Here is a 22,608-nt window from a genome sequence, read left to right as displayed (position 1 = left end):
ATACTACAAACAAACCGACAACACAAACACTATCTGTTATGCACACCTTCTTTTTTTTACCCCTCTTGTTGATGGGGCTCTTCTCCTATAACCAGTTCTGGATTACCGGAACAAAAACAACCCAGATTCAGGCTCAGCAAAAAGAGTATAAAATAAGATTCAGCAGTACCGGCAACCGGAAAGTAGTGCTGAAGATAGACAAATGCGACATAGATATAACCGGCTACGATGGCGATGAAGTAATAATTTCTGCGACCGGAGAATTTGACGCTACTCCCCCGGAACGGGCTAAGGGGTTGAAAGCCTTGTACCGGACAGGGGAAGATAATACAGGTTTAGGTCTGGCCGTTAGTCAGGAAAACAATACCATCACCATCAATAAAATAACCAACCGGGGCGAGCCAGCCTATGTTGTAAAAGTCCCTAGAAAAATCTCCCTGGTCTTTGAAGAGGTGAATCATCACGGGCATGAGATTACTATTTCAGGTATAGAAGGGGATATAAAAGTAGAATCTAAAAGCTCGGCTATCCGGCTAACAGATATAAAAGGTTCGGTAGAAGCCAGTAGTATCGGGGGAGATATTAACGTGGAATTTACCAGCCTGAGTCAGGAGAATCCCAGTTCATTCAAAGTAGTGGGCAGCACCATCGACGTACTTTTACCTTCCAACACCAAAGCCGACATCCGCATGAAATCCATATCGGGAGAAATCTACACAGATTTTGATCTGGCATTAAACGAATCCAAAGACGGGCTAAAAAAAGTGGCCGGGGGCAATGTGGTAGAAGGCAAAGCCAATGGTGGCGGCGTAGCGCTTAACCTGGAAAGTATAGGCAGTGATATTTTCATCCGCAAAAAGAAGTAAACCATGCACTGTATTTTTAAAACTTTAAAATGTTAAATCGTATGAAAAAGATAATTATCCTGACTACCCTATATTCTATGCTGTTTCTTAGCCCCACTTTCGCTCAGAAGATTGTAGAAAAAACATTGCCCTATGCCAACGGTCAGAAAATAGATATGAACCTGAAGTTCGGCGACCACATTCAGGTAAATGCCTGGGATAAAAAAGAAGTATACATTAAAGCAGTGATTGAGATCAACAGCGGAAAACTGAACGATGCCTTGGTAATGAATTTTACCTCCGATAAAGGCGCCATCCGGGTGCTGGCAGATTTTGACAAGCAACTAATTAAACAAGGCAGGCGGGAAGATTGCCCCAATGAAGACGGCACTTTCAGAGGGTATCACGACGGCAATAATTATATATGCAGCACCATTACTTATCAAGTGTATATACCTAAAGCAGCCGGGTTAGATCTGGAAACCATCAGTGCCAATATTGATCTCAAAGATGTCACCGGGCCGGTACATGCCAAATCAATCAGTGGCTATGTAGATATGAACTGGCCGGTGAAACAAGGGGCTAGTGTAGCCATGAAAACCATTACCGGCGAAGTGTATTCTGATCTGGACATTAATTTCTTGAATAAAAAAGATTCACCGCAAATAGTAGGCTATTTGTTGAAGGGCACCGTAAACGGAGGTGGGCCGGATGTACACCTGGAGTCTATCAGCAACGATGTTTTCCTGAGAAAAACGAATTAACAACTTTTATAAGCAACGAATTATTGGTCGGAAAACGCAGGGGCTTTGCCTTTGCGTTTTTTTGTTTTAACCCCTACCTTTCAGAAAATGCATTATATTTCTTTAAAATCTCAGGTATATTTTGTGAATGAGTAGTTTTGCCTTATGAAAGTATTGATTGTAGATGATGAAATTAAAGTGACATCTTTTATTAAAAGGGGATTGGAAGAGTATGGATTTGAAGCCGATATAGCCCTGACTCCAGATATTGCCCAGAAAAAACTCGGAACCACAAAATACCAGGTAATTATTCTGGATGTAAACCTGCCGCAGATGAGTGGCTTTGAGTTGTGTAGACGTATCCGCCAGCAGGATGAGAACATACCTATTCTCATGCTTACCGCCTTGGGCACCACCGACGATAAACTGGCTGGCTTTGATGCCGGAGCCGACGATTATCTGGTGAAGCCTTTCGAATTTGGGGAACTGGTAGCCAGATTACGGGTTTTGCATAAACGAAGCAGACATATGCCAGTAGAAAGTGATGTGTTGAAAATTGCCGACCTGGAATTAAACCTGACTACGAAAATGGTAAAGCGGGGCAGTAAAAAAATAGACCTTACTGCCCGGGAAATGGCTTTGCTGGAATTCTTTTTAAGAAACCAGTCCAAGGCTCTTTCCAGAAATGAGATTGCTGCCAAAGTATGGGATGTTTCCTTTGATACCGGTACCAATGTAGTGGATGTCTATATTAATTACCTCCGGAAAAAAATTGACAAGGACTTTACCCCAAAATTAATTCACACCCTTACAGGTATAGGCTATATTATGAAGGAAGAGGAGTAATTATGAAAATACGTACCAGGCTAACATTACTCTTCACTATTGTTGTTGCTTCTATATTATGCTTGTTTTCGCTGGGAGTTTATTATTTTTCTGCTAAATACAGGTCATGGGAGTTCTATAACCGGCTCCGGGACAAAGCCCGGACCACTGCCCGGCTACTCATTGAAATAGATGAAGTGGATGCCACTCTGCTGAAGATCATAGACCGTAATAACCTGACTTCATTACCCCAGGAACAAGTAATTGTATACAATGCCCTCAATCAGATTATTTACGACAGCGACGAAAACCCCAATACCAAGGCGGCTTCCAAACAATTTCTCAACCATATCCGCAGTGAAAAACTCATCCGGTTTAAAGATGGCCAGAAGGAAGTAGTAGGCGTGCTGGTAACCTATAAAGAAGACCATTATGTAGTTATTGCCTCTGCGTTAGATAGATATGGGCTAAGCAAACTCCGTAATCTGGAAATAATACTCAGCATTGGCTGGCTGGGAAGTCTGGTGGTGGTGGCGGTTGCCGGGTGGATGTATGCTGGCCGGGCCATTAATCCGATGTCAGAGATTGTACAACAGGTAGATAAAATTACTGTTTCTAACATGAACCTGCGGGTGTATGAAGGAAAAGGCAAAGATGAAATAAGCCAGCTGGCCATTACCTTTAACCGGATGCTCGACCGCCTGCAACAAGCTTTTGAAATACAACGGAGCTTTGTAGCCAATGCTTCTCATGAACTGCGCACCCCCCTTACCATCATAACCGGGCAGATAGAAGTCACCCTGATTAAGCGCCGCACTGTAGAAGAGTACGAGAAACACCTGAAATCCATTCTGTCCGATATTATCAGCCTCAACAAACTATCTAATAACCTTCTGGAGCTGGCACAAGTCAGCATGGAAATACCTGCGCAACCTTTACAAGCCGTGCAGGTTGATGAACTTATTTATCAGGCGGCCTTAACCCTGAACAGCAAATACCCAGGCTATCATGTGTCTTTTGAATTTGAAGACTTAGCTACCGATGATGAACACGGCTTTATTGGCATAGGAGATGCAACCTTGTTGTCTACAGCTTTTCTGAATCTGATGGAAAATGCCTGCAAATTCTCTCCCGACAAAACGGTGAAGGTTATACTGGGTACAGAGCCCTTGTTTCTCAAAATACGGTTTATAGACAAAGGCATCGGCATTGCCCAACCGGAAATAAAACATATTTTTGAGCCATTTTACAGAGCTGGCAATGCCAAAGTGATAAAAGGGCATGGCATTGGGCTATCGTTAACGCAAAAGATTATTGAGTTGCATAAAGGTTCTATAACGGTTGTCTCTTCTTTAAATGAAAGTACTACCTTTACTATATTCCTACCCAAACAGCTCTAATCGTTTTCTAATCCATCTCTAATCAACTTCTAATTAAACTTTAATTAAGCTCTAATTTTTCGCCCTGCCGTCTGATGTATTTTTGTAGTATCAGAAGCAGGTTCTGTAGTAGTTTCCTGCTCAACAACCACAAAACCTAACCGTATCAATGCATCTGGGTAACAGGCCTCTGTAGGTAAACCGCTGTTCCAGGCTGCCAATAATTTTCTTGCCAATCCTAAAACAAGTAACTAAAGCATGGGGGATTCTTTTAATCCTTCCATTTGCAAGTCCTGCCTAACAGTAGTTAGGCAGGCACCATTTAATTGTCTAACTATCAAAAGGTAAATGCTATGGAAAAGAAAAGCAACAAGAGTAGAAACCGCTTTGCCCAGCCAGAAGGACTCAGCTACAAAGAAATAATAAATGATTATTACTGCTGGCAGCAAGAAGAAGCAGATACCTGTGAGCCAACTCGTATGTTTAGCCAAGCAGTAGCCGGCGAATCAGAGTTTGGGGAAGCAGAAATTCTGGAAGATATCTATAAAAGACTCTTGGAAAATACTAATCATAAACGAAGAGAATAAACATGTTACTCATCCGGCAGTTTACAGCCAGCTCTATGCGAAGAAATATTATCTGCATCCTGTTAGGTTTAATGGGATTCATTTCATCTGGGACCTATGCACAAACAGATACAGTACAAGTAAGCCTGGCAGCAGCAGAAGCCTCCTTTACACAAAATAACCTCCTGCTTCTGGCTCAGAAGTTTGCCATAGAAGAAAGCAAAGCTTTTGCCCTGCAAGCCAGGCTCTGGGATAATCCCAGCATTTATCTGGAACAGAGTACCCACAACCGCGTAACCGGCGAAATATTGCCAGCCAAGGGACCTAATGGGCAAAATATTGTGCAAATACAGCAGTTGTTTTTACTGGCCGGCAAACGCAACAAACGGGTAGGTCTGGAAAAGATTAACACACAGATTGCAGAATATCAATTTTTTGACTTGTTGCGCACACTTAAATTTGAGTTGCGGAAGGCTTTTGTTGATACGTATTTTCTGCAACAATCCCTGTCTGTTTACGAGACGGAAATACAGTCGCTGCAACGGACAGTAGACTTATACCAGGCACAGTACGAACGGGGAAATGTACCGTTGAAAGAGCTCATCCGCCTGAAAGCATTTCTGTTTACCCTGGAAAATGAACGGAAGTCGCTTCACTACCGCATAGCTGAAAATCAATCGCAGCTACAAATACTGATGGGCGATCAGCGTACAGTATATCTTGTTCCGCAGATTTCCAGAGAAACTACTGAACGCTTAAGCATTCAGCCCTATACGATCCGTCAGCTGGCAGATTTGGCTCTGGAAAACCGCTACGACCTAAAAGCATACCAGGCAGGTAACCAGTATGCCCGTCAGAATCTGGCATACCAGAAATCTCTGGCCGTTCCGGATGTACACCTGGGCGGGGTATACGACCGCAATGGCAGCTATATATCTAATTACACTGGGGTAAGTGTAGGTATCGACTTGCCGGTGTTTAACCGCAATCAGGGAAATATTAAAGCTGCCCAGGCCAGGCTACAAGCCAGCCAGACTATGGCAGATAATTATGAATTGCAGGTAGGAAAAGAAGTACAGGTAGCTTATACCAAAGCACTGTAAGCGGAAAACCTGTACAAAAAATTTGACAAGCAGTTTGCCGGCGATTTTGATAAACTAATGGAAGGCATGACCCGAAGTTATGAACGGAAAAACATAACCTTACTGGAATTTATTGACTTCTTTGAGTCCTATAAGGAAAATGTGCTGCACCTGCACCAGTTGCAAACCGACCGCATCCACAGCCTGGAAGAACTATCCTTAGCAACCGGTAAAAATCTGTTTTCCTACGAATAACCCTTTTTTCAACATCCGATTAAACATTCACATAACCCATGTATAAACTAGTAAATCCTATAAAAGCAGTAGCGGTAGGAGCTTTATGTATAAATAGTTTTTTTCTGTTGCAGAGCTGTACAGATGCCAAAACAGCTGAAAATTCCGATTCGATGCCTTTCTGCCTCACCGATACCTTAATGAGCCAGCTATCTCTGGACACTGTACGGATGAAGACTGTACAAAATGAATTGAAGCTATCCGGAAAAATTACCTTTAATGAAGACAAAATAGCCAAAGTATATCCCCTGGTGGGAGGTAATGTAGAAGACCTGAAAGTAGAACTCGGCGATTATGTGCAGAAAGGCCAGGTGCTGGCCGTGATCCGTAGCGGGGAGATTGCTGAATTTGAAAACCAGCTGATCTCTGCCCAGTCTAACCAGATTATTGCCCAGAAAAACCTGGATGTTGCTGAAGACATGTTCCAGTCCGGATTAAACTCTGAAAAAGACGTGGTAACTGCCCGCAAGGATCTGCAAAAAGCAGAATCTGAGCTAAACCGGATACAGGAAATCCTGAACCTGTATGGCGTAGGCAAGAAATCCATTTACACAGTAAAAGCACCAATTTCGGGATTTGTTGTGGAGAAGAACATCAACGAGAATATGCACTTCCGCAGCGACAACATGGATAATCTGTTTACGATCTCCAATGTGGAAGAAGTATGGACGGTGGCCAATGTATTTGAGTCAGATATTGCCAAAGTAAAACTGGGTCTGGAAGCTTGTGTCACTACCTTATCGTATCCGGATGTGGTCTTTACCGGCAAGGTAGATAAAATTTTTAATGCTCTGGACCCCGAAAGCCGGGTAATGAAAATCCGCATCAAAATGCAGAACAAAGATTTTAAGCTGAAGCCAGATATGTTTGCCAATGTAACCATCCGCTACCAGGAAGACAAGCAGATGCTGCAAATTCCGGCAGAAGATTTGATTTTCGATAAAAACAAAAATTATGTAATGCTCTACAATGCCAAATGTGACATAGAAACCCGTGAAATTCAGGTGTATAAGGTAGCCGGCGGAAGAGCCTACATTCAGTCGGGCCTCAAGGAAGGAGAAAGAATATTCTCCCGCAATAAGTTACTGGTATACGATGCATTGAACGACTAACCGCTGAAGGATAAACGAACAAACGGTGGATCTGCCAAGTAAATTTGCTATTCACCCACTCCTCCATCACCCATTCACTTATGTTCCCTCAGTTCCCTTCTTCCAACTATGAATAAGTTCATTAAAAATATTGTAGCGTTTTCGCTGAAGAACCGCTTTTTTATCTTCTTTGCTACCCTGATGGTCATTATTGGGGGTGTATATAGCTATATAAAAACACCCCTGGAAGCCTTTCCGGACGTTACCAACACCCAGATTATCATTGTTACCCAGTGGAATGGCCGCAGTGCCGAAGAAATAGAACGCTTCGTAACCGTGCCCATCGAGGTAGCCATGAATTCAGTGCAGAAAAAGACCAGTGTCCGCTCGATCTCCATGTTTGGCTTGTCGGTTATTAAAATTATTTTCGACGACGATGTAGAAGATTTTTTCGCCAGGCAACAAGTAAATAACCTGCTCTCCGGAGTAAACCTGCCCGATGGTGCCGACCCCAATGTACAGCCACCCTATGGCCCGACTGGCGAAATATTCCGCTATACCCTGCAGAGCAAAAGCCGCGATGTACGTGACCTGCTGGCTATCCAGAACTGGACCATCGACCGGCAGCTGCGGAGTGTGGCCGGGGTAGCCGATATTGTAGCCTTCGGGGGAGCCATTAAAGCGTATGAAATTACGGTAAATCCGGCTTTACTTAGCAAATATGGACTTACTCCACTGGAAGTATATAATGCAGTAGCCAAGAGTAATATCAATGTAGGCGGAGATGTAATCGAGCGGAGCGGCCAGGCCTATGTAGTGCGTGGCATTGGTTTGCTCAACTCCATTCCGGATATTGAAAACATCATTATTGACCATATTAATAATACACCAATCCTGGTAAAAAATGTAGCGGCTGTTGTAGAAAGTGAGCTTCCCAGAGTAGGGCAGGTAGGCATGGATGACAATGACGATGTGGTAGAGGGCATTGTAGTAATGCGGAAAGGGGAGAACCCGGCCGAAGTGCTGAAGCTGGTAAAAGCCAAAATAGAAGAACTGAATACCAAAGTGCTGCCGTCGGATGTGAAAATGGTTACCTTCTACGACCGGGATAAGCTGATGGAATTTTGCACCAAAACAGTGACCCATAACCTGGTGGAAGGCATTATTTTCGTAACTGTAATTGTGTTCCTGTTTATGGCCGACTGGCGTACCACCCTGATTGTGTCTATCATTATTCCGCTTTCGTTGCTCTTTGCTTTTATCTGTATGAAAATGAAAGGCATGTCGGCCAACCTGCTTTCCATGGGGGCTATCGACTTTGGAATTATTATAGACGGGGCCGTAGTAATGGTGGAAGGTCTGTTTGTGGTGCTCGATCAGAAAGCCCATCAGGTAGGGATGCCCGTGTACAACCGTTTGTCAAAATTAGGGTTAATTAAGAAAACCGACGCGGAAATGGGGAAAGCTATCTTCTTTTCCAAGCTCATTATCATTACTTGTTTGTTGCCCATCTTTGCGTTTGAGAAAGTAGAAGGTAAAATGTTTTCGCCTCTGGCCTATACCCTCGGCTTTGCCCTGCTAGGTGCCCTCATCTTTACCCTTACCCTGGTGCCGGTTCTGGTAAGCTTCCTGCTCAATAAGAATGTAAAAGAGAAGCATAACCCGATTGTAGAGTTCTTTAACCGGATTGTAAACAATGGGTTCCGCTTTACTTATGCCAATAAACTGGCAAGCATGGTGGTAGCCCTAGCCATTATGATGGGCAGTTTGTACTCCTTTAAATTCCTGGGTTCTGAGTTTTTGCCTACCCTCAACGAAGGGGCTCTGTGGGTAGAAGCCAAACTGCCGATGAGTAGCTCGTTAACCGAAACCACCAAAATGGTGCGTATTTTCCGCGAAACCCTCAATTCGTTTGAGGAAGTAGAATCGGTACTTTCCCAGACTGGCCGCTCCAACGACGGCACCGATCCATCTGGCTTTTTTTATGTGCAGTGCCAGGTAAACCTATATCCCAAAGAGCAGTGGAAACGCAAAATTTCTGTGGATGAGCTGATTGAAGAAATGGATGAAAAACTGCGGCAATATCCGGGTATAGTGTACAATTATTCGCAGCCTATTATTGATAACGTAGCCGAAGCCGTAGCCGGTATCAATGCATCACTGGCAGTGAAGATATTTGGCCCAGACCTGGAAGAACTCAATACCAAAGCCGATTCGGTAGCAGGTATTTTGAAAACGGTACAAGGCGTAAAAGACCTGGGTATTTTGCGGAACCTGGGTCAGCCCGAACTGAGTATTGTGCTGAATGAAGAGAAAATGGGTAACTACGGCGTAACCATGGCCGATGCCCAGGCCGTGATAGAAATGGCTATAGGCGGAAAGTCGGTGACGCAGCTATATGAAAAAGAGAAGAAATTTGATGTACGAATCCGATACCCGAAAGAGTTCCGCTCGTCGGTGAGTGATATTGAAGAACTAAAAGTGCCCACTTTACGGGGCGGTAAAATTCCCCTGAAAGAGATTTCGGAGATCAAAACCGTAACCGGGCCTGCTTTTGTGTACCGTGATAATAATTCCAGGTTTATTGCAATTAAGTTTTCTATCCGCGAAAGGGACCTGGGAAGTACCATTGAGGAGGCGCAAGACAAAGTAAATGCGGTGATTTCGCTGCCGAAAGGCTATAGCATTGCCTGGAGTGGGGAGTTTGAAAACCAGGTGCGGGCCACGCAGAAGTTAACCCAGGTAGTGCCTATCAGTCTGGTGCTTATTTTCCTGATCTTGTTCATCACCTTCGGCAACAGCAAAGATGCCGGCCTGGTTTTAGTGAATGTGCCTTTTGCCTTAATAGGGGGAATTCTGGCGCTGCATGTAACTGGCACCATCTTTAGTATTTCTGCCGGCATTGGTTTTATTGCCTTGTTTGGTATTTGTATCCAGAATGGGGTTATCCTGATTAGCGTGTTTAAAACCAACCTCATTAAATTTAAAATGCCCTTAGAACAAGCCCTAAAAGAGGGCGTAGCTTCCAGGGTACGTCCGGTAGTGATGACGGCTTTAATGGCGGCTATTGGCCTGATACCGGCGGCTATTTCAACAGGTATTGGTTCAGAAACTCAGAAGCCGCTGGCTATTGTGGTGATCGGTGGCCTAATTACAGCTACTGTACTGACATTATTGATTTTCCCGCTTGTATTTGAGATGGCTTATAAAGTGAAGGATAAAAAACGAGCTAAGCAGATAGCAACTGTTCATGCCTAGTCATAAGAAACTCGAAAATTTTATAGTAAAAGTTAACAATTAAAAAAGAGCCGGAAATTTTCTGGCTCCTTTTTTTTCTGGCTATATATAGACACACCTAGTAGAATTTATTCAAGAAAAAATGCTAAGATTCTTTCTTTATCGTTATATAACATAATCAGTAAACCACTTTCCACCATGACTACATTTCATAAACTTTTTTTAGCAGCCTTTATTCTGATTTTTGCTGCTTTCACCAGCTTCCATCATGGATGGGGGAATTATGATCAGACAAAAGTACTCGACTACACTGGCACCATTCAGGAGTCTACCTATGAAAATCCACATGCAAGCGCTAAAATAAAAGATGATAAAAATAAAGTGTGGACAGTGATCTTAGCACCCACCAGCCGCATGGAAGCCCGGGGAGTAAAAGCCGATATGATAAAAAAAGGCGCAACGCTTCAAGTGGTGGGTTATCCTCATAAAGAAATAAAAGATGAAATGCGGGCCGAACGGATAGTTATTAATGGTGAGAAATATGAATTGCGTTAATGGACGTAGGTTCTGTTAACTCCTGGATGCAATGGCTGGAAAATACGGATCTATCTGTAGCTATCCGGCAATCCTTATGGTTATATCCGGGCCTGGAGATCATCCATATCATTGGCATTACCTTACTGGTAGGCGCTGCTTTTATGTTTGATCTCCGGCTACTCGGTTTTTCTGCGTACCTGCCTGTCGTAGGTTTGGCCGATCACCTGTTGCCATGGTCCAGACGAGGGTTAGCCTTGGTTATTCCTTCGGGCATCTTACTTTTTATTACCAACGCTCTGGCCCTGAGTACAGATCCTACCTTCTGGCTAAAAATGGCATTACTGCTTCTGGCAGGAATCAATGTAGCCATCTTTCACAGACTTACCTTCCGGTCGTCGGCCAGCTGGAATGAAAAAATGGCTACGCCAACAGGCGCTAAATTAGCTGCAGGTGCCTCCCTTATTTTATGGATTGCCATTATTGCTTGTGGCCGCTTGCTGGCGTATTAACTGTTGGTTCCTTCTTTTCCGGCCAAACCGGCACTTTCCAGAGATTTCAGGGCTATAGCCGTCATATCCAGTTCGCCACGCTGCTTATCTAAACCTGCTTGAAAATGCTCTTGTACCAATTGTGCCAGCGGCATAGACAGTTGTTTTTCTGCGGCTGCTTCTCTGACCAAGCGGTTATCTTTAGCTGCCAGGCTGAGTGAAAAGCTTACCTCATCAAAGCGTTTTTCGGCAATTTTCTTTCCATAGTTCTTGTAAGGTGCGCAAGCGAAAATAGTATCGGTGAGCATACCCATTACTTGCTTTTGATCCAGTCCATGTTTTTCGGCCAGGGTTAGCCCTTCTGACATAGCTTCCAGGGCAGACTGGATCATGAAATTTCCGGTGAGCTTAACGAGGGTAGCCGCTGTAGGTTCTACCCCAAAATCATAAATCCCCTGGCTCATTACTTCCAGTATGGGCATGGTCCGCATTTTAGCTTCCTCATTCCCAGACAGGCAAATCCATAACTTCTTTTCTGCGGCGGCTGCCGGTGGACCAAAAACCGGGGCGGCTACATAGTGGTTGCCATACTGCTGCTGCCTGGCAGAAAGTTTCCGGGCAATTTCCAAAGACAAAGTACTCATGGATAGATGTACACCATCTTTCCCGAGTGTCTGGCAGAATTTCTCACTGAGTGTTTCTTCCAGTACCTGATCGTCGGAAACCATGGTAATCACTATACCTCCCGGACTGATTGTTTCCAGAGGCGAGTTGGCTAGCCTGGCTCCTGCGTTCAGCAGCGGCGTAGCTTTAGAGGAGGTACGGTTGTAAACAGTTAATTCAAATCCGGCATTCAGTAAACATTGGGCCATGGGAAATCCCATTCTTCCCAGGCCGATAAATCCTATGTGCATGGTATAAAGATAAGGTATAAACTAACGTATAAGAAGAATTCTTTAAGTTAAACGCCTAAAATCCACTTAAGGGTTTGTGCATTCCGTACCGCATTTCCGCCGCCGTCATTGTTAAAATACACATAAACATCTTTACCCATATGTTCCCATTCCCGGATGCGGTCGGCCCACCAGTGCAGATCATTATCGGAATAAGATCCGCCATACAACCATTCGGTGTCCGGGCCATGTAGTCGAACATACACAAAGGGAGCAGTAACTCTCAACATACAAGGCAGATGGGCACCACTCATAATGCAGTAGGCAGCTCCATGCTTTTCTAAGAGATGAAAAATGGAATCCTGGTGCCAGCTGGGATGCCTGAATTCTACAGCCACTTTAATCCATTTGGGCATTTGCTGCAGAAAATATTCTAATCTTGCATAATCGTATTCAAATTTAGGAGAGAGCTGTACCAGCAATACACCTAATTTTCCACCTAATGCATGCATGCCTTGTGAAATCCGGTTTATCCATTTTTCAGGACTATATAATTTTTTGGAATGGGTTAACCCTCTCGGGGCTTTTACTGTCAGAATAAACCAGTCTGGCAGTCTGCGTTTCCAGCTTGAAAAACTGGCGTTGCCTGGCCATTTGTAATAGCTGCTGTTTAATTCCGCTGTGTGAAACCGCTCTGTATAATATCCAAGCCGGTCTCTGGGAGGAATGACGTGTGGATATAGCACGCCATGCCAATGGTCGTAGCTCCAGCCGGAAGTGCCTATGTGTATGGCCATGTATACATTCGGGATAAATTAATAAAAATACTTCCTCACACGGTCATTAAAGCTAAGAAGTTTCTCTCAATTACTCTCCCATTCCCATAGAAGGCGGCAGATCAGCAGTTGAATTTCCCCAGGCAGGATTGGGCTTGCTGCCCATTTCCAGCACCAGTTGTCCTCCGTTGGCAATTTCTTCGTGCAGGAGGTAACTACGGGTAAAGGGCTTATTATTGAGTTTGGCTGACTGAATATACCGGTTCGTATCTGATTGTTTTCTGGCCTGAATGGTAAATTTCCTACCAGCAGGCCCTGTTAAGGTAATAGTATCGAACATGGGGCTACCCAGTACATAATACGGCATACCAGGGCACACTGGATAAAAACCCGCCATGCTGAATACCAGCCAGGCAGACATCTGTCCGGAGTCTTCATTTCCACTTAATCCTCCCGATTCTGATGAATATTCTTCCCGGATAATATCCCGTACGCGTTGTTGTGTTTTCCAGGGTATACCTGCATACGCATATAGATATGCTGTCTGGTGACCTGGTTCGTTGCCGTGCCAGTAATACCGTTTTTCGAACAACGTATCCAGCCGGTTGATAAATTTTTCTTTCCCACCCATTACTTGTATCAGCCCGGCTACATCATGTGGTACATACCATGTATATTGATAAGGAGAACCTTCGGTGATGAAAGAAGCCCGCAGGGCAAACGGATCAAAATTCTCAATCCATCGGCCATCGGCGTAGCGGCCACGTACATAGCCAGTGCTAGTATCAAATACATGTTTATAATTAGCCGCCCGTTGAATAAGCTGTTGATAGTCTTGTTCTTTTCCAAGTTTTTTAGCTACCTGTGCCAGTACAAAATCATCATAAGCATACTCCAGAGTCCTGGAAACCTGCTCCCGTTTATGAAAGGCATCTGGTACAGAGTCTTCCAGCGGAATGTAACCGTATTTCAGGTATGAATCCATTGCTCTACGGCCCTTTCCTTCTTTATAATCTGCTATGTCGGTATTTGCTTCAAAGGCATTCTTCCGCATTACTTCATAGGCCAGCTGGGCATCAAATCCTTCAATGTTCTTAATGTAGGCATCGCCAATCATCGAAAGGGCATGGTCGCCGATCATGGCAGCCGTGTAGCTGTTCCAGCAGGGAAATATGGGTAACCAGCTTCCTTGTTCGGCTTTCCGCAGCAACGAGTTTACCATATCGGATGTCCGTTTGGGTTCCAGTAGCGTTAGCAGCGGATGCACGGCCCGGTAGGTATCCCATAGAGAGAAGTCTTCATAATAGTCATACCCGCTGGTTGTATACACCTTTTCATCATCGGCAAAGCCGGGGTAAGTGCCATCAGCATCACTGAAAATACGGGGGATAATTTTGGTGTGATACAGGGCAGTATAGAACATGATTTTGTCTTTCTCTGAGCTTCCTTTCACTTGGATTTTACTCAATGCGGAGTTCCAGGCCCGTTCCGATTGTTGTTTTATACCCTCAAAATTCCATCCTTTTATCTGCGCATTCAGGTTTTTTCTGGCAGCTTCCAGGCTCGTAAAGGAATGGCCGATTTTCACTTGCACAACCAGATTTTTTTCAGAGGCAAACCGCACATAGGCTCCAACCGGCGACTGGGTTCCTTTGGCTGTGCGTACGCCGGGTTGCAAGCTATCTTGTTGTTGCCAGCTGCCATACTCCGCAAACGGATGGTCGAATACAGCCACAAAATACCCGCTAAAGCCGGCAGGTTTTCCCCATCCCTGGTAAATGCGGTGCACCGGATTATAGCCACTTATTTCATTTTTCTCTGCATCAATTTCTACGTAGCCTTCTCCTTCATCACTATTGGGTTCAATAATTAAATAGGCTTCTTGTTCTTGTGCATAGGTAAACCGAAGAAATCCGGCATGGGATGTCCCGGTTAGTTCCGCGGTAATCTGGTAATCATCAAGTTTTACGGAGTAATAGGCAGGTGTAGCTTTCTCATGCTTATGATCAAAAGCTGAAGCACGGGCTACTACATCTGTTTTCAAGGTGCCACTCATGGGCATGATGGTTACACTGCCATAATCCTGTGTGCAGGAGCCACTCATCCAATGGCTGCCGCGGAAGCCTTGGATACGGGTTTCTTCATAGTAATAGGGGGAAAGGCATTTCCTTTCGGTGGCACGGGTCTGAGGAGTCCAGTGGGTCATGCCATGCGGTACGCCTACGGCCGGAAATGTTTGCCCTTTTAGTTCTGAACCTGCTTCACTGTGAATTTTGGCACTTTCCGTATTGCTGATGGCTGTTCCAATTAAGGGGTTTACATACTGTATGGGTGAAAGGTCTTTTCTGTTCTGCCCATAGCTATGGATGGTCAGCAGGCCCCCAAAAAGAAAAGCTACGAGTTTAAAAAAAAGCTTTTGTGTGGTGGGTACATTCTTAACCATTGGCCTGAGTATTTGTTGCCATGGCAGTTTAGTGAGAAACCTCAATAAAATCAATAGTGCTGCTGTAATATCTGAGTGCTGATTTATCCAAACAGAAAAGCCGTTACTAAAAAAGCCGGCATCAGCGGCTCTACAGTAGGATTGGGAAACAGAAGTTCATTCTATCTAAAGTATTTCAATCATGCCACGTTTGCCAATATAATAACTGGCGTGCTCGTCGCCAAGTTCTATGGCTTTGGCAAAATCTTCATAGGCTTTGTCGGTCATGCCTAGTTTTGCCCGGCATAGTGCCCGCCATCGGTAAGCTTCACCGTTGTTGCGGGCATACCATACGGCTTTATCAAACTCAATAAAAGCATCTTTATACATCTCCAACTCAAACAGGGCAATCCCTTTTACCAGATACGCATCGGCAATACAATGGTCATATGCCAGGGCTTCGGTTGTGTCGTAGATTGCAGCAAATAAATCATTCAGATACAGATTACATCTGCCCCTGTAAGCATACGCTAGGCCACTTTTAGGATTTTCTTTCAGGGCTTTGTTAAAGTATTGGAATCCTTCCTCATATCTCCGGCCGGTAATCAGTTGTATGCCTGCCTTAAATTTTTTTTCATCGCGGGAGGTAGGATCATTAGGTTTGAATAGGAGAGCTCTAACAAAAAGACTTCCTAGAAACAGAACAAATAGTACAAAAACTTCCATTGCTACATCTTTTCATTAACTATAATTAAAGATACTAAAGATTGTTTGAAAATTCCTTAATAAAATTTGTAAACTTCAACCGGAAAAATCAAGGCTTGTTCTTTGGGCAGTTTACGTCCCGTCAAGTAATTCATCCAAGCTGGCAACCTGGTTGATTGTAGTATATACACTACCTGACGTAGCTACCTGGAAAACAAATCCGGGCAGCAGCCAAGACCAAGAACCAGTGCAAAGATGGTTAGTATAAAACGAAATTTTACAAAAAATATTTAGTATATGGAGAAGTTAGAACAGGCTTTTTTTCAGTCATTCAGCGACAAACTGATAAGCAGGCAAGAGAAGCAAGCGTTAAAAGAAATACTACAAGCAGAAAAGCCAGATGAACACAAAAAAGCCTGGTTACGAAGCCGCATCTTTGACTGGGTACATAATGAATTAAAAGACGCAACTAGCCAGCAACTACTGGCATGGCTGGAAGAAGCAAATAAACTGTTAGCTGCTGCGGTGCATCCGGCAACGGAAGAGCAGGTATACTTCAGTCCGGGAGAACAGTGCTTGCAGGCAATTATAACACATCTACAGCAAGCCATTGATACAATAGATATTTGTGTGTTCACCATTAGTGATGACCGCATAGCCTCCCAGATTTTATCCTGTTACCATGCCGGGAAACGGATGCGTATTATCACCGATAATGAAAAACTGCATGATATGGGATCGGATATTAAACAGCTGGCGCAAGCTGGCATTCCCATAATGGTAGACCGGACACGGGACCACATGCATCATAAATTTGCAATACTAGACAGCCAGATTGTGCTGACCGGGAGCTATAACTGGACCCGTAGTGCCGCTTCACATAATCATGAAAATATTCTTGTAACCAACCATCCAGGCGTTGTTCAGCAATTTGAACAAGAGTTCAATAAACTATGGAAGCAACTGGAAGTATTCTGATTCGGGTGTGTTATACGTTTGTGGCTTTTATATTCCCTTTCCACGGCCATCAGCAGGCGTAAAATAATCCTGTTGGGCAGCTTACCTGTTAGGATTCTTACGAAAAGATAAGCAATTTTGCAGGCGAAAATTTCAGGCAGCTATCTCTCGGCTGTTTGTAATAAAATACTCACGAGCTGGCATTACCGCCGGCCTGCTAACCTGAAAAGTATGGCATTTGAACTTACCAGAGAATTCCTTGATGACGTAGAGGAAGCGATAGAAGCACGAAATGACTCTTTTGTCAGGCAAAGTCTGGAAGATTTATATCCGGCCGACATTTCAAATATATTGTATGAACTGGAAGATAAGCCAGCCAAATACATTATAGATCTCCTGGATAAAGAAGAAAGTGCAGAGATTATCAGTAATCTGGACCCCTACCGGCGGGTAGATTTCCTCAAACTGTTTGACACAGCAGAGTTAGCCGAACTGATTAACTATATAGATTCGGATGATGCGGCTGATATTCTTAACGAACAACCAGGTAAGGTACGCGAAGAGGTGATAGCCCTGCTGCAAAACCGGGAAAAAGCCAGATATATTATAGATCTGTTGCATTACGAGGAAGATACGGCGGGCGGTCTGATGGCTAAAGAGCTGGTGAAATGTAATATTAACTGGTCGGTTGTGCAGTGTGTAGATGAGATCAGGCGGCAAGCGCAGAAAGTAGAAAAAGTGAACTCCGTATATGTAGTAGACGACCAGGGAATTCTTAAAGGTAGAGTGTCGCTGAAAAAACTAGTGTTGTATAAAGCCAATACGCGGGTAGCCGATATTTATGATGATGATGTAATTTCTGTAGAATCGCACCAGTCAGCCGAAGAAGTAGCAGAGATTATGGAACGCTACGATCTGGAATCCATTCCGGTAGTGAATGTCCGCGGAAAATTGCTGGGCCGTATCACCATCGATGACATTGTGGATGTAATCCGGGAGCAGGCCGATCTGGATCGTCAGGCGATGACCGGTCTTACGGGCGATGCTGAAGACGACGATACCGTGTTTGCTTCTTTAAAAGCCAGGTTGCCCTGGCTAATGATTGGCATGGCTGGCGGTTTGCTGGCAGCCAGGTTTATGGGTTTTTTTGAAAATGAAATAGCAGTAGTACCGGCACTTGCTTTTTTTACAACACTTATCCAGGGAACCGGCGGAAATGTAGGTATTCAATCGTCATCGGTTATTCTGCAGAGCCTGGCTAATAAGTCGGTTATTGAAACCAATACCCTGCAACGCTTGGCCAGAGTCTTATTAATTGGTATTCTGAATGGGTTAGTGTTAAGCCTGATCGTGTTTGCATTCAATATGTTACTGCTCCGTACAGAGTTCAAGCTGGCTATTGTGGTTTCTATTGCTTTAATTTCTGTAGTGTTAGTGGCATCCTTTACCGGTACGGTCACTCCCCTTATTTTAGATAAATTTGGGGTAAATCCGGCAGTGGCTACTGGTCCCTTTATTACAACAGCTAATGATATACTGGGAATTGCCGTGTACTTTATGACTGCCCGAATGTTATTGTAAAACTAAATACCTGCCTATTCTTTCTAAATAGATACCCTTAAACGCTGAACATAATTTTTTTGCTATGACACATATTCTGGTGGTAGACGAAATGCACCCTTCTTTGCTTCCCATGCTTTCGGCAAAAGGCATACAAGCCGATTACAAACCTGCTTTCGTACGGAAAGATATTCTGGAGAATATTGCTCCCTATGATGGTATTATTATCCGCAGCAAAACCGTAATAGATGAGGAAATACTCTCCAGGGCCACCAACCTGAAATTTATTGGTAGAGCAGGTGCAGGCCTGGATCAGATGGATTTAGAAGCAATTGAGAAACGCAACATTCAGGTTTTTAACGCACCGGAAGGCAACCGTGACGCCGTGGGTGAACATGCCCTTACTATGCTTTTATGTTTATTCAATAATATTCTCCAGGCAGACAAAGAAGTACGTGCGAAGAATTGGAAACGGGAAGCTAACCGGGGTATAGAATTAGGTGGTAGAACAGTAGCCATTATTGGCTATGGAAACACAGGTAATGCCTTCGCCCGGAGGCTGAGTGGTTTTAATTGCCGGGTATTGGCTTATGATAAATACCTGAGTACCTATACAAACTCCTATGCGCAGGAAGCTACCATGGAACAGATATTTGAGCAGGCAGATGTGTTGAGCTTACATATTCCGTTAACGCCTGAAACCCTTAAACTAGTCAATACTGAATTCATCAACCGTTTCAGGAAGAACATTTTTATTATCAATACTGCCCGTGGAGAGATCATCTCTTTACCTGACTTGGCCAAAGCTGTTGAAGCGGGAAAAGTACGTGGAGCCTGTCTGGATGTGCTGGAAAACGAGAAATTACAGACCTTAACTGACGTACAAGAACAAGCATTTTCTTTTTTAAGCGGTGTACAAAATGTCATTTTTTCGCCACATGTAGCAGGCTGGACGCATGAATCCTATGTCAGGATTAATGAAGTTTTAGTGGAAAAAATAGCCCGTTTCATTAATCAATCCTAAAACATACATCTCCCTTACAAAGTGTTTCAAAAGGACCTCTATCAGTCAATGAATCAGCTGATTAAAAATAAATCAGGTACTTAGGTAAAAGGGTGTAAAACGCATTAGTAGTAGCTTGTTTTTTAGTGGAACGAGGCTGGTTTTTGCTGTCCTCAGCCCAGACCAGTATAAAGTATACTCACTTATATTACATAAATGCAAGATATATCTTACAAGTAAGTATTCTCCAAGTTAGCTATAATCATGCAAGGGCTAATATGGTATATTGAAGAACACAGATTTACATAAACTGTAACTTCAGAATGAAAAAAAATGACCCCAATTACCTGGATGTTCTTATTCAGGCTAGCTATTTAATCGCAAACAATCAGACGGAAGAAGCCCATTCGCTGCTGGATAATATCGAGCCTCTGGACGATATTTCTAAGCTTTGCAAGCAATCATTGCGGGAGCGCAATACGCAGGCAACTCCGCTGTATTTGAGAGATCAGGGTAAGGAAGATAAGCAAATAAATGTTTTCGACCTGGTCCTGAAAGCTGTTCCACCTGTACAGGCCCTCAGCCAGACAGCCCTGGAAATTATGAAAAACTTATATGATACCGGGGTGCCTTCCTTTACACACTTAAATGTGGGAATCGGAAAAGGCCATCTGGAAGTAAAAATGCTTCAGCAGCTAGCCTCCAGCTACAACAGAAAGCCAGACTATATAAAAATAATTGGAATTGATATAGATAAAGAGTCGCTGGAAGAAGCCGGTAGGCATATTAAAAAAGCAGCGCAGGATTTGTTCCCGATGACTACCGTACTGGAGTATATTCCGATCTGCGGGTTTGCCGAAAAACTAGATCAACATATATGGAGTAGCATAAAAAACCATGGAACAGAATTACTTGGCGCTGTTTCAGCTTTTACGTTACATCATTTACCTACGGTAGCCGATAGAAACAATGTTTTGACAAAAATTGCCTCCTGTGACCCGTATTTGTTCCTGCTGATAGAGCCGGATGTAAACCATTACTCTCCGGTATTAGCTGAACGCCTGGTAAACTGTTATAACCTGTTTGGTACTATCTTTAAACTGGTAGATAAACAAAAGTTGGAAGAACGGGAGGCCAGAGCCATTAAATACAAATTCTTTGGAAGGGAAATAAATGATATTCTGGGTAATCAGGAAGACAAACGGACGGAGAAACATGAAAAGGCGGACATATGGGCGGAACGTTTAATAAAGGCAGGCTTTAACCTCCATAAGTTTGCCAAAAGTCTGGATCATCCAACCATGAATATTATCTATGAGAAAGACAACCGGTTTGTCACCACGGAATTTGAAGGCACGCCTATGGTAGCCATTATGATGGCAAGCCGCCAGGTATAGGCTTGTTACAAATGAAGGATAAATAGGAAAAGTCTTCTTTTAGCTTATCAGGCTGAAAGAAGACTTTATATTTTTACTCTATGACTACCCTTGATCTGTTACAGACTGCTAATCCATTGTTTGGCTTTTTCCAGATCGTCAAAATACTGAATCTGGAGAACATCGTCTGCTTTGCTTTTGAAATTATTAACGGATACCTGTGTAAAAACATTCGTAGGAAGAACGAAAGCCATAAACTTTAGTCCGTTTTTTATCAGCACCGGATTGGCATGGCTTGCTACCCAGTCAGTATCTTCCTTCTTCACTACCGCAAAATCTTTGGTATTGCTGATAATCTTATTTAAATTCTTTTTTTCCTCGAAAAACTTTACCGATTGGTTTATAGCTTCTCTAAACTGTTCAGAAGTAGCAAAGCCTTTCCAGTTTTGAATTAAGCACTGTGCTTTTTCGTCAAGCTCAAGGGTTACATAGGGTTTTTGATACAAAATCATGGATTAATAAGTTAATAACCTGAATACTAGAATAAAACTTAGCTGGTAAATAATGTTTGAATATATACGAAATTACAGTAAAATCCTTAATCAGACTAGTTTTATTGAATTTTGATGTAATTAAATAAATAAATATTGAATAAAACAAAAAATACCTAAGCACTAAAAAATAAAAAATCAATGCCCGTTACACCACTAACGCAAGTTATTTTCTATTTTCCCAACATCTGCCTAAAAAATAGCAGCAAAGTATAGAGTTATCTGCTAAATATTACGCGTTACAAAAAAGCAGCATCATTCATGCAATAATTTGGGTGCAAGCATCTGACTAAATAAGAATCCTGATTGCTTAGCCTGTAAGCATAGCTGCTCCGAAGACTCCAGCACTATCGCCTAGTTTAGGTTTAAGAAAGATCGTATCCAGCCGGTTGTTAAACACATGCTTTTTCACTTCTTCAACACCTTCTCTGTAGAGAATATCAATGTTTCCTACGCCGCCACCCAGTACCACCACATCCGGGTCGAGGATATTAATGACTACTGAAATAGCTTGTCCGAACTTTGTGAGCAGCCGTTGAATCGTATCTTTTGCATAGGCATCGCTTTGCTCCTGGTAACGCGTTACAATCTCGGGCAGCCGGAGACGTGTGCCACTAAGCGTCTGGTAATATTTTTCCAGGGAAGAACCTGCTATTACCGTTTCTACACATCCGGTTTTGCCGCAATAACACTTGCCACCAGATTCGTCCAGGAAGTTATGTCCCCATTCTCCTCCAATGCCCTGCCTGCCTCCAATAATCTGCCCATGTATGACAATGCCACCTCCCACACCGGTGCCCATGATGACGCCAAACACGACAGTTGCTTGCGGAAATACATCTCTGATTACTCCCATCTGCGTTTCTGCCAGTACAAAGCAATTGGCATCATTGGCTAGTACAACGGGTATTCCCAAGGTATGCTCCAGATCTTGCTGAAAAGGCATCCCATTGAGGCAGACCGTATTGCTGTTTTTGATTTTTTGAGTAATCGGATCAAGCGTGCCAGGAGTGCCAAAACCTATTTTCTCAGGAGTCAGCCCTGAGTCGTTTTTCAGCAGATCGAGTAACTTTTTTATTTGCCCGATAATATGCCCATACCCCTTCTCAGATTCAGTAGGTATACGCATGCGACTAATTACCTGTGGATGGCTTTTCGATTGAATAACGACACCTTCTATTTTGGTGCCCCCTAAATCTATTCCCCAAAGTGCTTTTTCCATACGTACAATGCAAAATTACTATTTGCCTGGTTGTAAATCTGTTGCTAAGAGTTAAC

21 protein-coding genes are annotated in these 22,608 nt (G+C 43.4%); 15 read left to right on the top strand and 6 right to left on the bottom strand.

Annotated elements, in window-relative coordinates:
- Window positions 1–38 precede the first annotated feature (38 nt).
- From Q0590_RS15380 to Q0590_RS15330, 11 genes are all read left to right on the top strand, one after another.
- Window positions 39–866: a DUF4097 family beta strand repeat-containing protein gene (locus Q0590_RS15380; RefSeq protein ID WP_302038455.1), complete on the top strand. Its 828-nt coding sequence runs from the start codon at window positions 39–41 to the stop codon at window positions 864–866.
- 41 nt (window positions 867–907) lie between these two features.
- Complete coding sequence (locus tag Q0590_RS15375) at window positions 908–1,609, top strand: DUF4097 family beta strand repeat-containing protein (RefSeq protein WP_302038454.1); 702 nt, start codon at window positions 908–910, stop codon at window positions 1,607–1,609.
- A gap of 144 nt (window positions 1,610–1,753) precedes the next feature.
- Window positions 1,754–2,434, top strand: a complete 681-nt coding sequence (locus Q0590_RS15370; RefSeq protein ID WP_302038453.1) for a response regulator transcription factor — start codon at window positions 1,754–1,756, stop codon at window positions 2,432–2,434.
- 2 nt (window positions 2,435–2,436) lie between these two features.
- Complete coding sequence (locus Q0590_RS15365; RefSeq protein WP_302038452.1) at window positions 2,437–3,813, top strand: HAMP domain-containing sensor histidine kinase; 1,377 nt, start codon at window positions 2,437–2,439, stop codon at window positions 3,811–3,813.
- A gap of 332 nt (window positions 3,814–4,145) precedes the next feature.
- Window positions 4,146–4,379: a hypothetical protein gene (locus Q0590_RS15360; protein ID WP_302038451.1), complete on the top strand. Its 234-nt coding sequence runs from the start codon at window positions 4,146–4,148 to the stop codon at window positions 4,377–4,379.
- 2 nt (window positions 4,380–4,381) lie between these two features.
- Window positions 4,382–5,461, top strand: coding sequence for a TolC family protein (locus Q0590_RS15355; RefSeq protein ID WP_302038450.1), 1,080 nt, complete (start codon window positions 4,382–4,384; stop codon window positions 5,459–5,461).
- 66 nt (window positions 5,462–5,527) lie between these two features.
- Window positions 5,528–5,695, top strand: coding sequence for a hypothetical protein (locus Q0590_RS15350; protein ID WP_302038449.1), 168 nt, complete (start codon window positions 5,528–5,530; stop codon window positions 5,693–5,695).
- A 38-nt stretch (window positions 5,696–5,733) separates the two neighbouring features.
- Window positions 5,734–6,846: an efflux RND transporter periplasmic adaptor subunit gene (locus Q0590_RS15345; protein WP_302038448.1), complete on the top strand. Its 1,113-nt coding sequence runs from the start codon at window positions 5,734–5,736 to the stop codon at window positions 6,844–6,846.
- A gap of 108 nt (window positions 6,847–6,954) precedes the next feature.
- Window positions 6,955–10,083, top strand: a complete 3,129-nt coding sequence (locus Q0590_RS15340) for an efflux RND transporter permease subunit (RefSeq protein WP_302038447.1) — start codon at window positions 6,955–6,957, stop codon at window positions 10,081–10,083.
- 177 nt (window positions 10,084–10,260) lie between these two features.
- Window positions 10,261–10,617: a DUF6152 family protein gene (locus Q0590_RS15335; protein WP_302038446.1), complete on the top strand. Its 357-nt coding sequence runs from the start codon at window positions 10,261–10,263 to the stop codon at window positions 10,615–10,617.
- Window positions 10,617–11,108 (top strand): DUF6644 family protein, encoded by a 492-nt coding sequence (locus Q0590_RS15330; RefSeq protein ID WP_302038445.1) that lies wholly within the window; start codon window positions 10,617–10,619, stop codon window positions 11,106–11,108. The genes Q0590_RS15335 and Q0590_RS15330 overlap by 1 nt, the downstream gene beginning before the upstream one ends.
- On the opposite strand, the gene Q0590_RS15325 is transcribed toward Q0590_RS15330, so the two are convergent.
- From Q0590_RS15325 to Q0590_RS15310, 4 genes are all read right to left on the bottom strand, one after another.
- Window positions 11,105–12,001, bottom strand: coding sequence for an NAD(P)-dependent oxidoreductase (locus Q0590_RS15325; RefSeq protein ID WP_302038444.1), 897 nt, complete (start codon window positions 11,999–12,001; stop codon window positions 11,105–11,107). The two genes, Q0590_RS15330 and Q0590_RS15325, sit on opposite strands and share 4 nt — an antisense overlap.
- Window positions 12,002–12,048: 47 nt before the next feature.
- Complete coding sequence (locus tag Q0590_RS15320; protein ID WP_302038443.1) at window positions 12,049–12,777, bottom strand: DUF72 domain-containing protein; 729 nt, start codon at window positions 12,775–12,777, stop codon at window positions 12,049–12,051.
- A gap of 70 nt (window positions 12,778–12,847) precedes the next feature.
- A complete protein-coding gene (locus tag Q0590_RS15315; RefSeq protein ID WP_302038442.1) occupies window positions 12,848–15,199 on the bottom strand; it encodes a GH92 family glycosyl hydrolase in 2,352 nt (783 codons plus the stop codon).
- A 165-nt stretch (window positions 15,200–15,364) separates the two neighbouring features.
- Window positions 15,365–15,904, bottom strand: coding sequence for a tetratricopeptide repeat protein (locus Q0590_RS15310; protein ID WP_302038441.1), 540 nt, complete (start codon window positions 15,902–15,904; stop codon window positions 15,365–15,367).
- A gap of 276 nt (window positions 15,905–16,180) precedes the next feature.
- On the opposite strand from Q0590_RS15310, the gene Q0590_RS15305 reads away from it, so the two are divergent.
- The 4 genes from Q0590_RS15305 to Q0590_RS15290 all read left to right on the top strand — a co-directional run bounded on the left by Q0590_RS15305 (window position 16,181) and on the right by Q0590_RS15290 (window position 20,800).
- A complete protein-coding gene (locus tag Q0590_RS15305) occupies window positions 16,181–16,861 on the top strand; it encodes a phospholipase D-like domain-containing protein (RefSeq protein ID WP_302038440.1) in 681 nt (226 codons plus the stop codon).
- Between the two features lie 210 nt (window positions 16,862–17,071).
- The gene (gene mgtE, locus Q0590_RS15300) at window positions 17,072–18,421 is read left to right on the top strand and encodes a magnesium transporter (RefSeq protein ID WP_302038439.1); all 1,350 of its coding nucleotides are present in this window, start codon (window positions 17,072–17,074) and stop codon (window positions 18,419–18,421) included.
- Between the two features lie 64 nt (window positions 18,422–18,485).
- Entirely contained in the window at window positions 18,486–19,424 is a 939-nt protein-coding gene (locus Q0590_RS15295; protein WP_302038438.1) for a 2-hydroxyacid dehydrogenase, read from the top strand.
- 302 nt (window positions 19,425–19,726) lie between these two features.
- Window positions 19,727–20,800, top strand: a complete 1,074-nt coding sequence (locus tag Q0590_RS15290) for a GRAS family protein (protein ID WP_302038437.1) — start codon at window positions 19,727–19,729, stop codon at window positions 20,798–20,800.
- A gap of 98 nt (window positions 20,801–20,898) precedes the next feature.
- Here the strand turns inward: Q0590_RS15290 and Q0590_RS15285 are convergent, their stop codons facing one another.
- Window positions 20,899–21,291 carry a hypothetical protein gene (locus Q0590_RS15285; protein WP_302038436.1) on the bottom strand — a complete coding sequence of 131 codons (393 nt, stop codon included), beginning with the start codon at window positions 21,289–21,291 and terminating at the stop codon, window positions 20,899–20,901.
- A 349-nt stretch (window positions 21,292–21,640) separates the two neighbouring features.
- Window positions 21,641–22,552 (bottom strand): ROK family protein, encoded by a 912-nt coding sequence (locus Q0590_RS15280; protein ID WP_302038435.1) that lies wholly within the window; start codon window positions 22,550–22,552, stop codon window positions 21,641–21,643.
- Window positions 22,553–22,608 lie beyond the last annotated feature (56 nt).

Origin of the sequence: Rhodocytophaga aerolata (assembly GCF_030503435.1) — a bacterium.
GTDB classification, from domain to species: domain Bacteria; phylum Bacteroidota; class Bacteroidia; order Cytophagales; family 172606-1; genus Rhodocytophaga; species Rhodocytophaga aerolata.
This window is presented reverse-complemented; position numbering and strand designations above follow the sequence as displayed.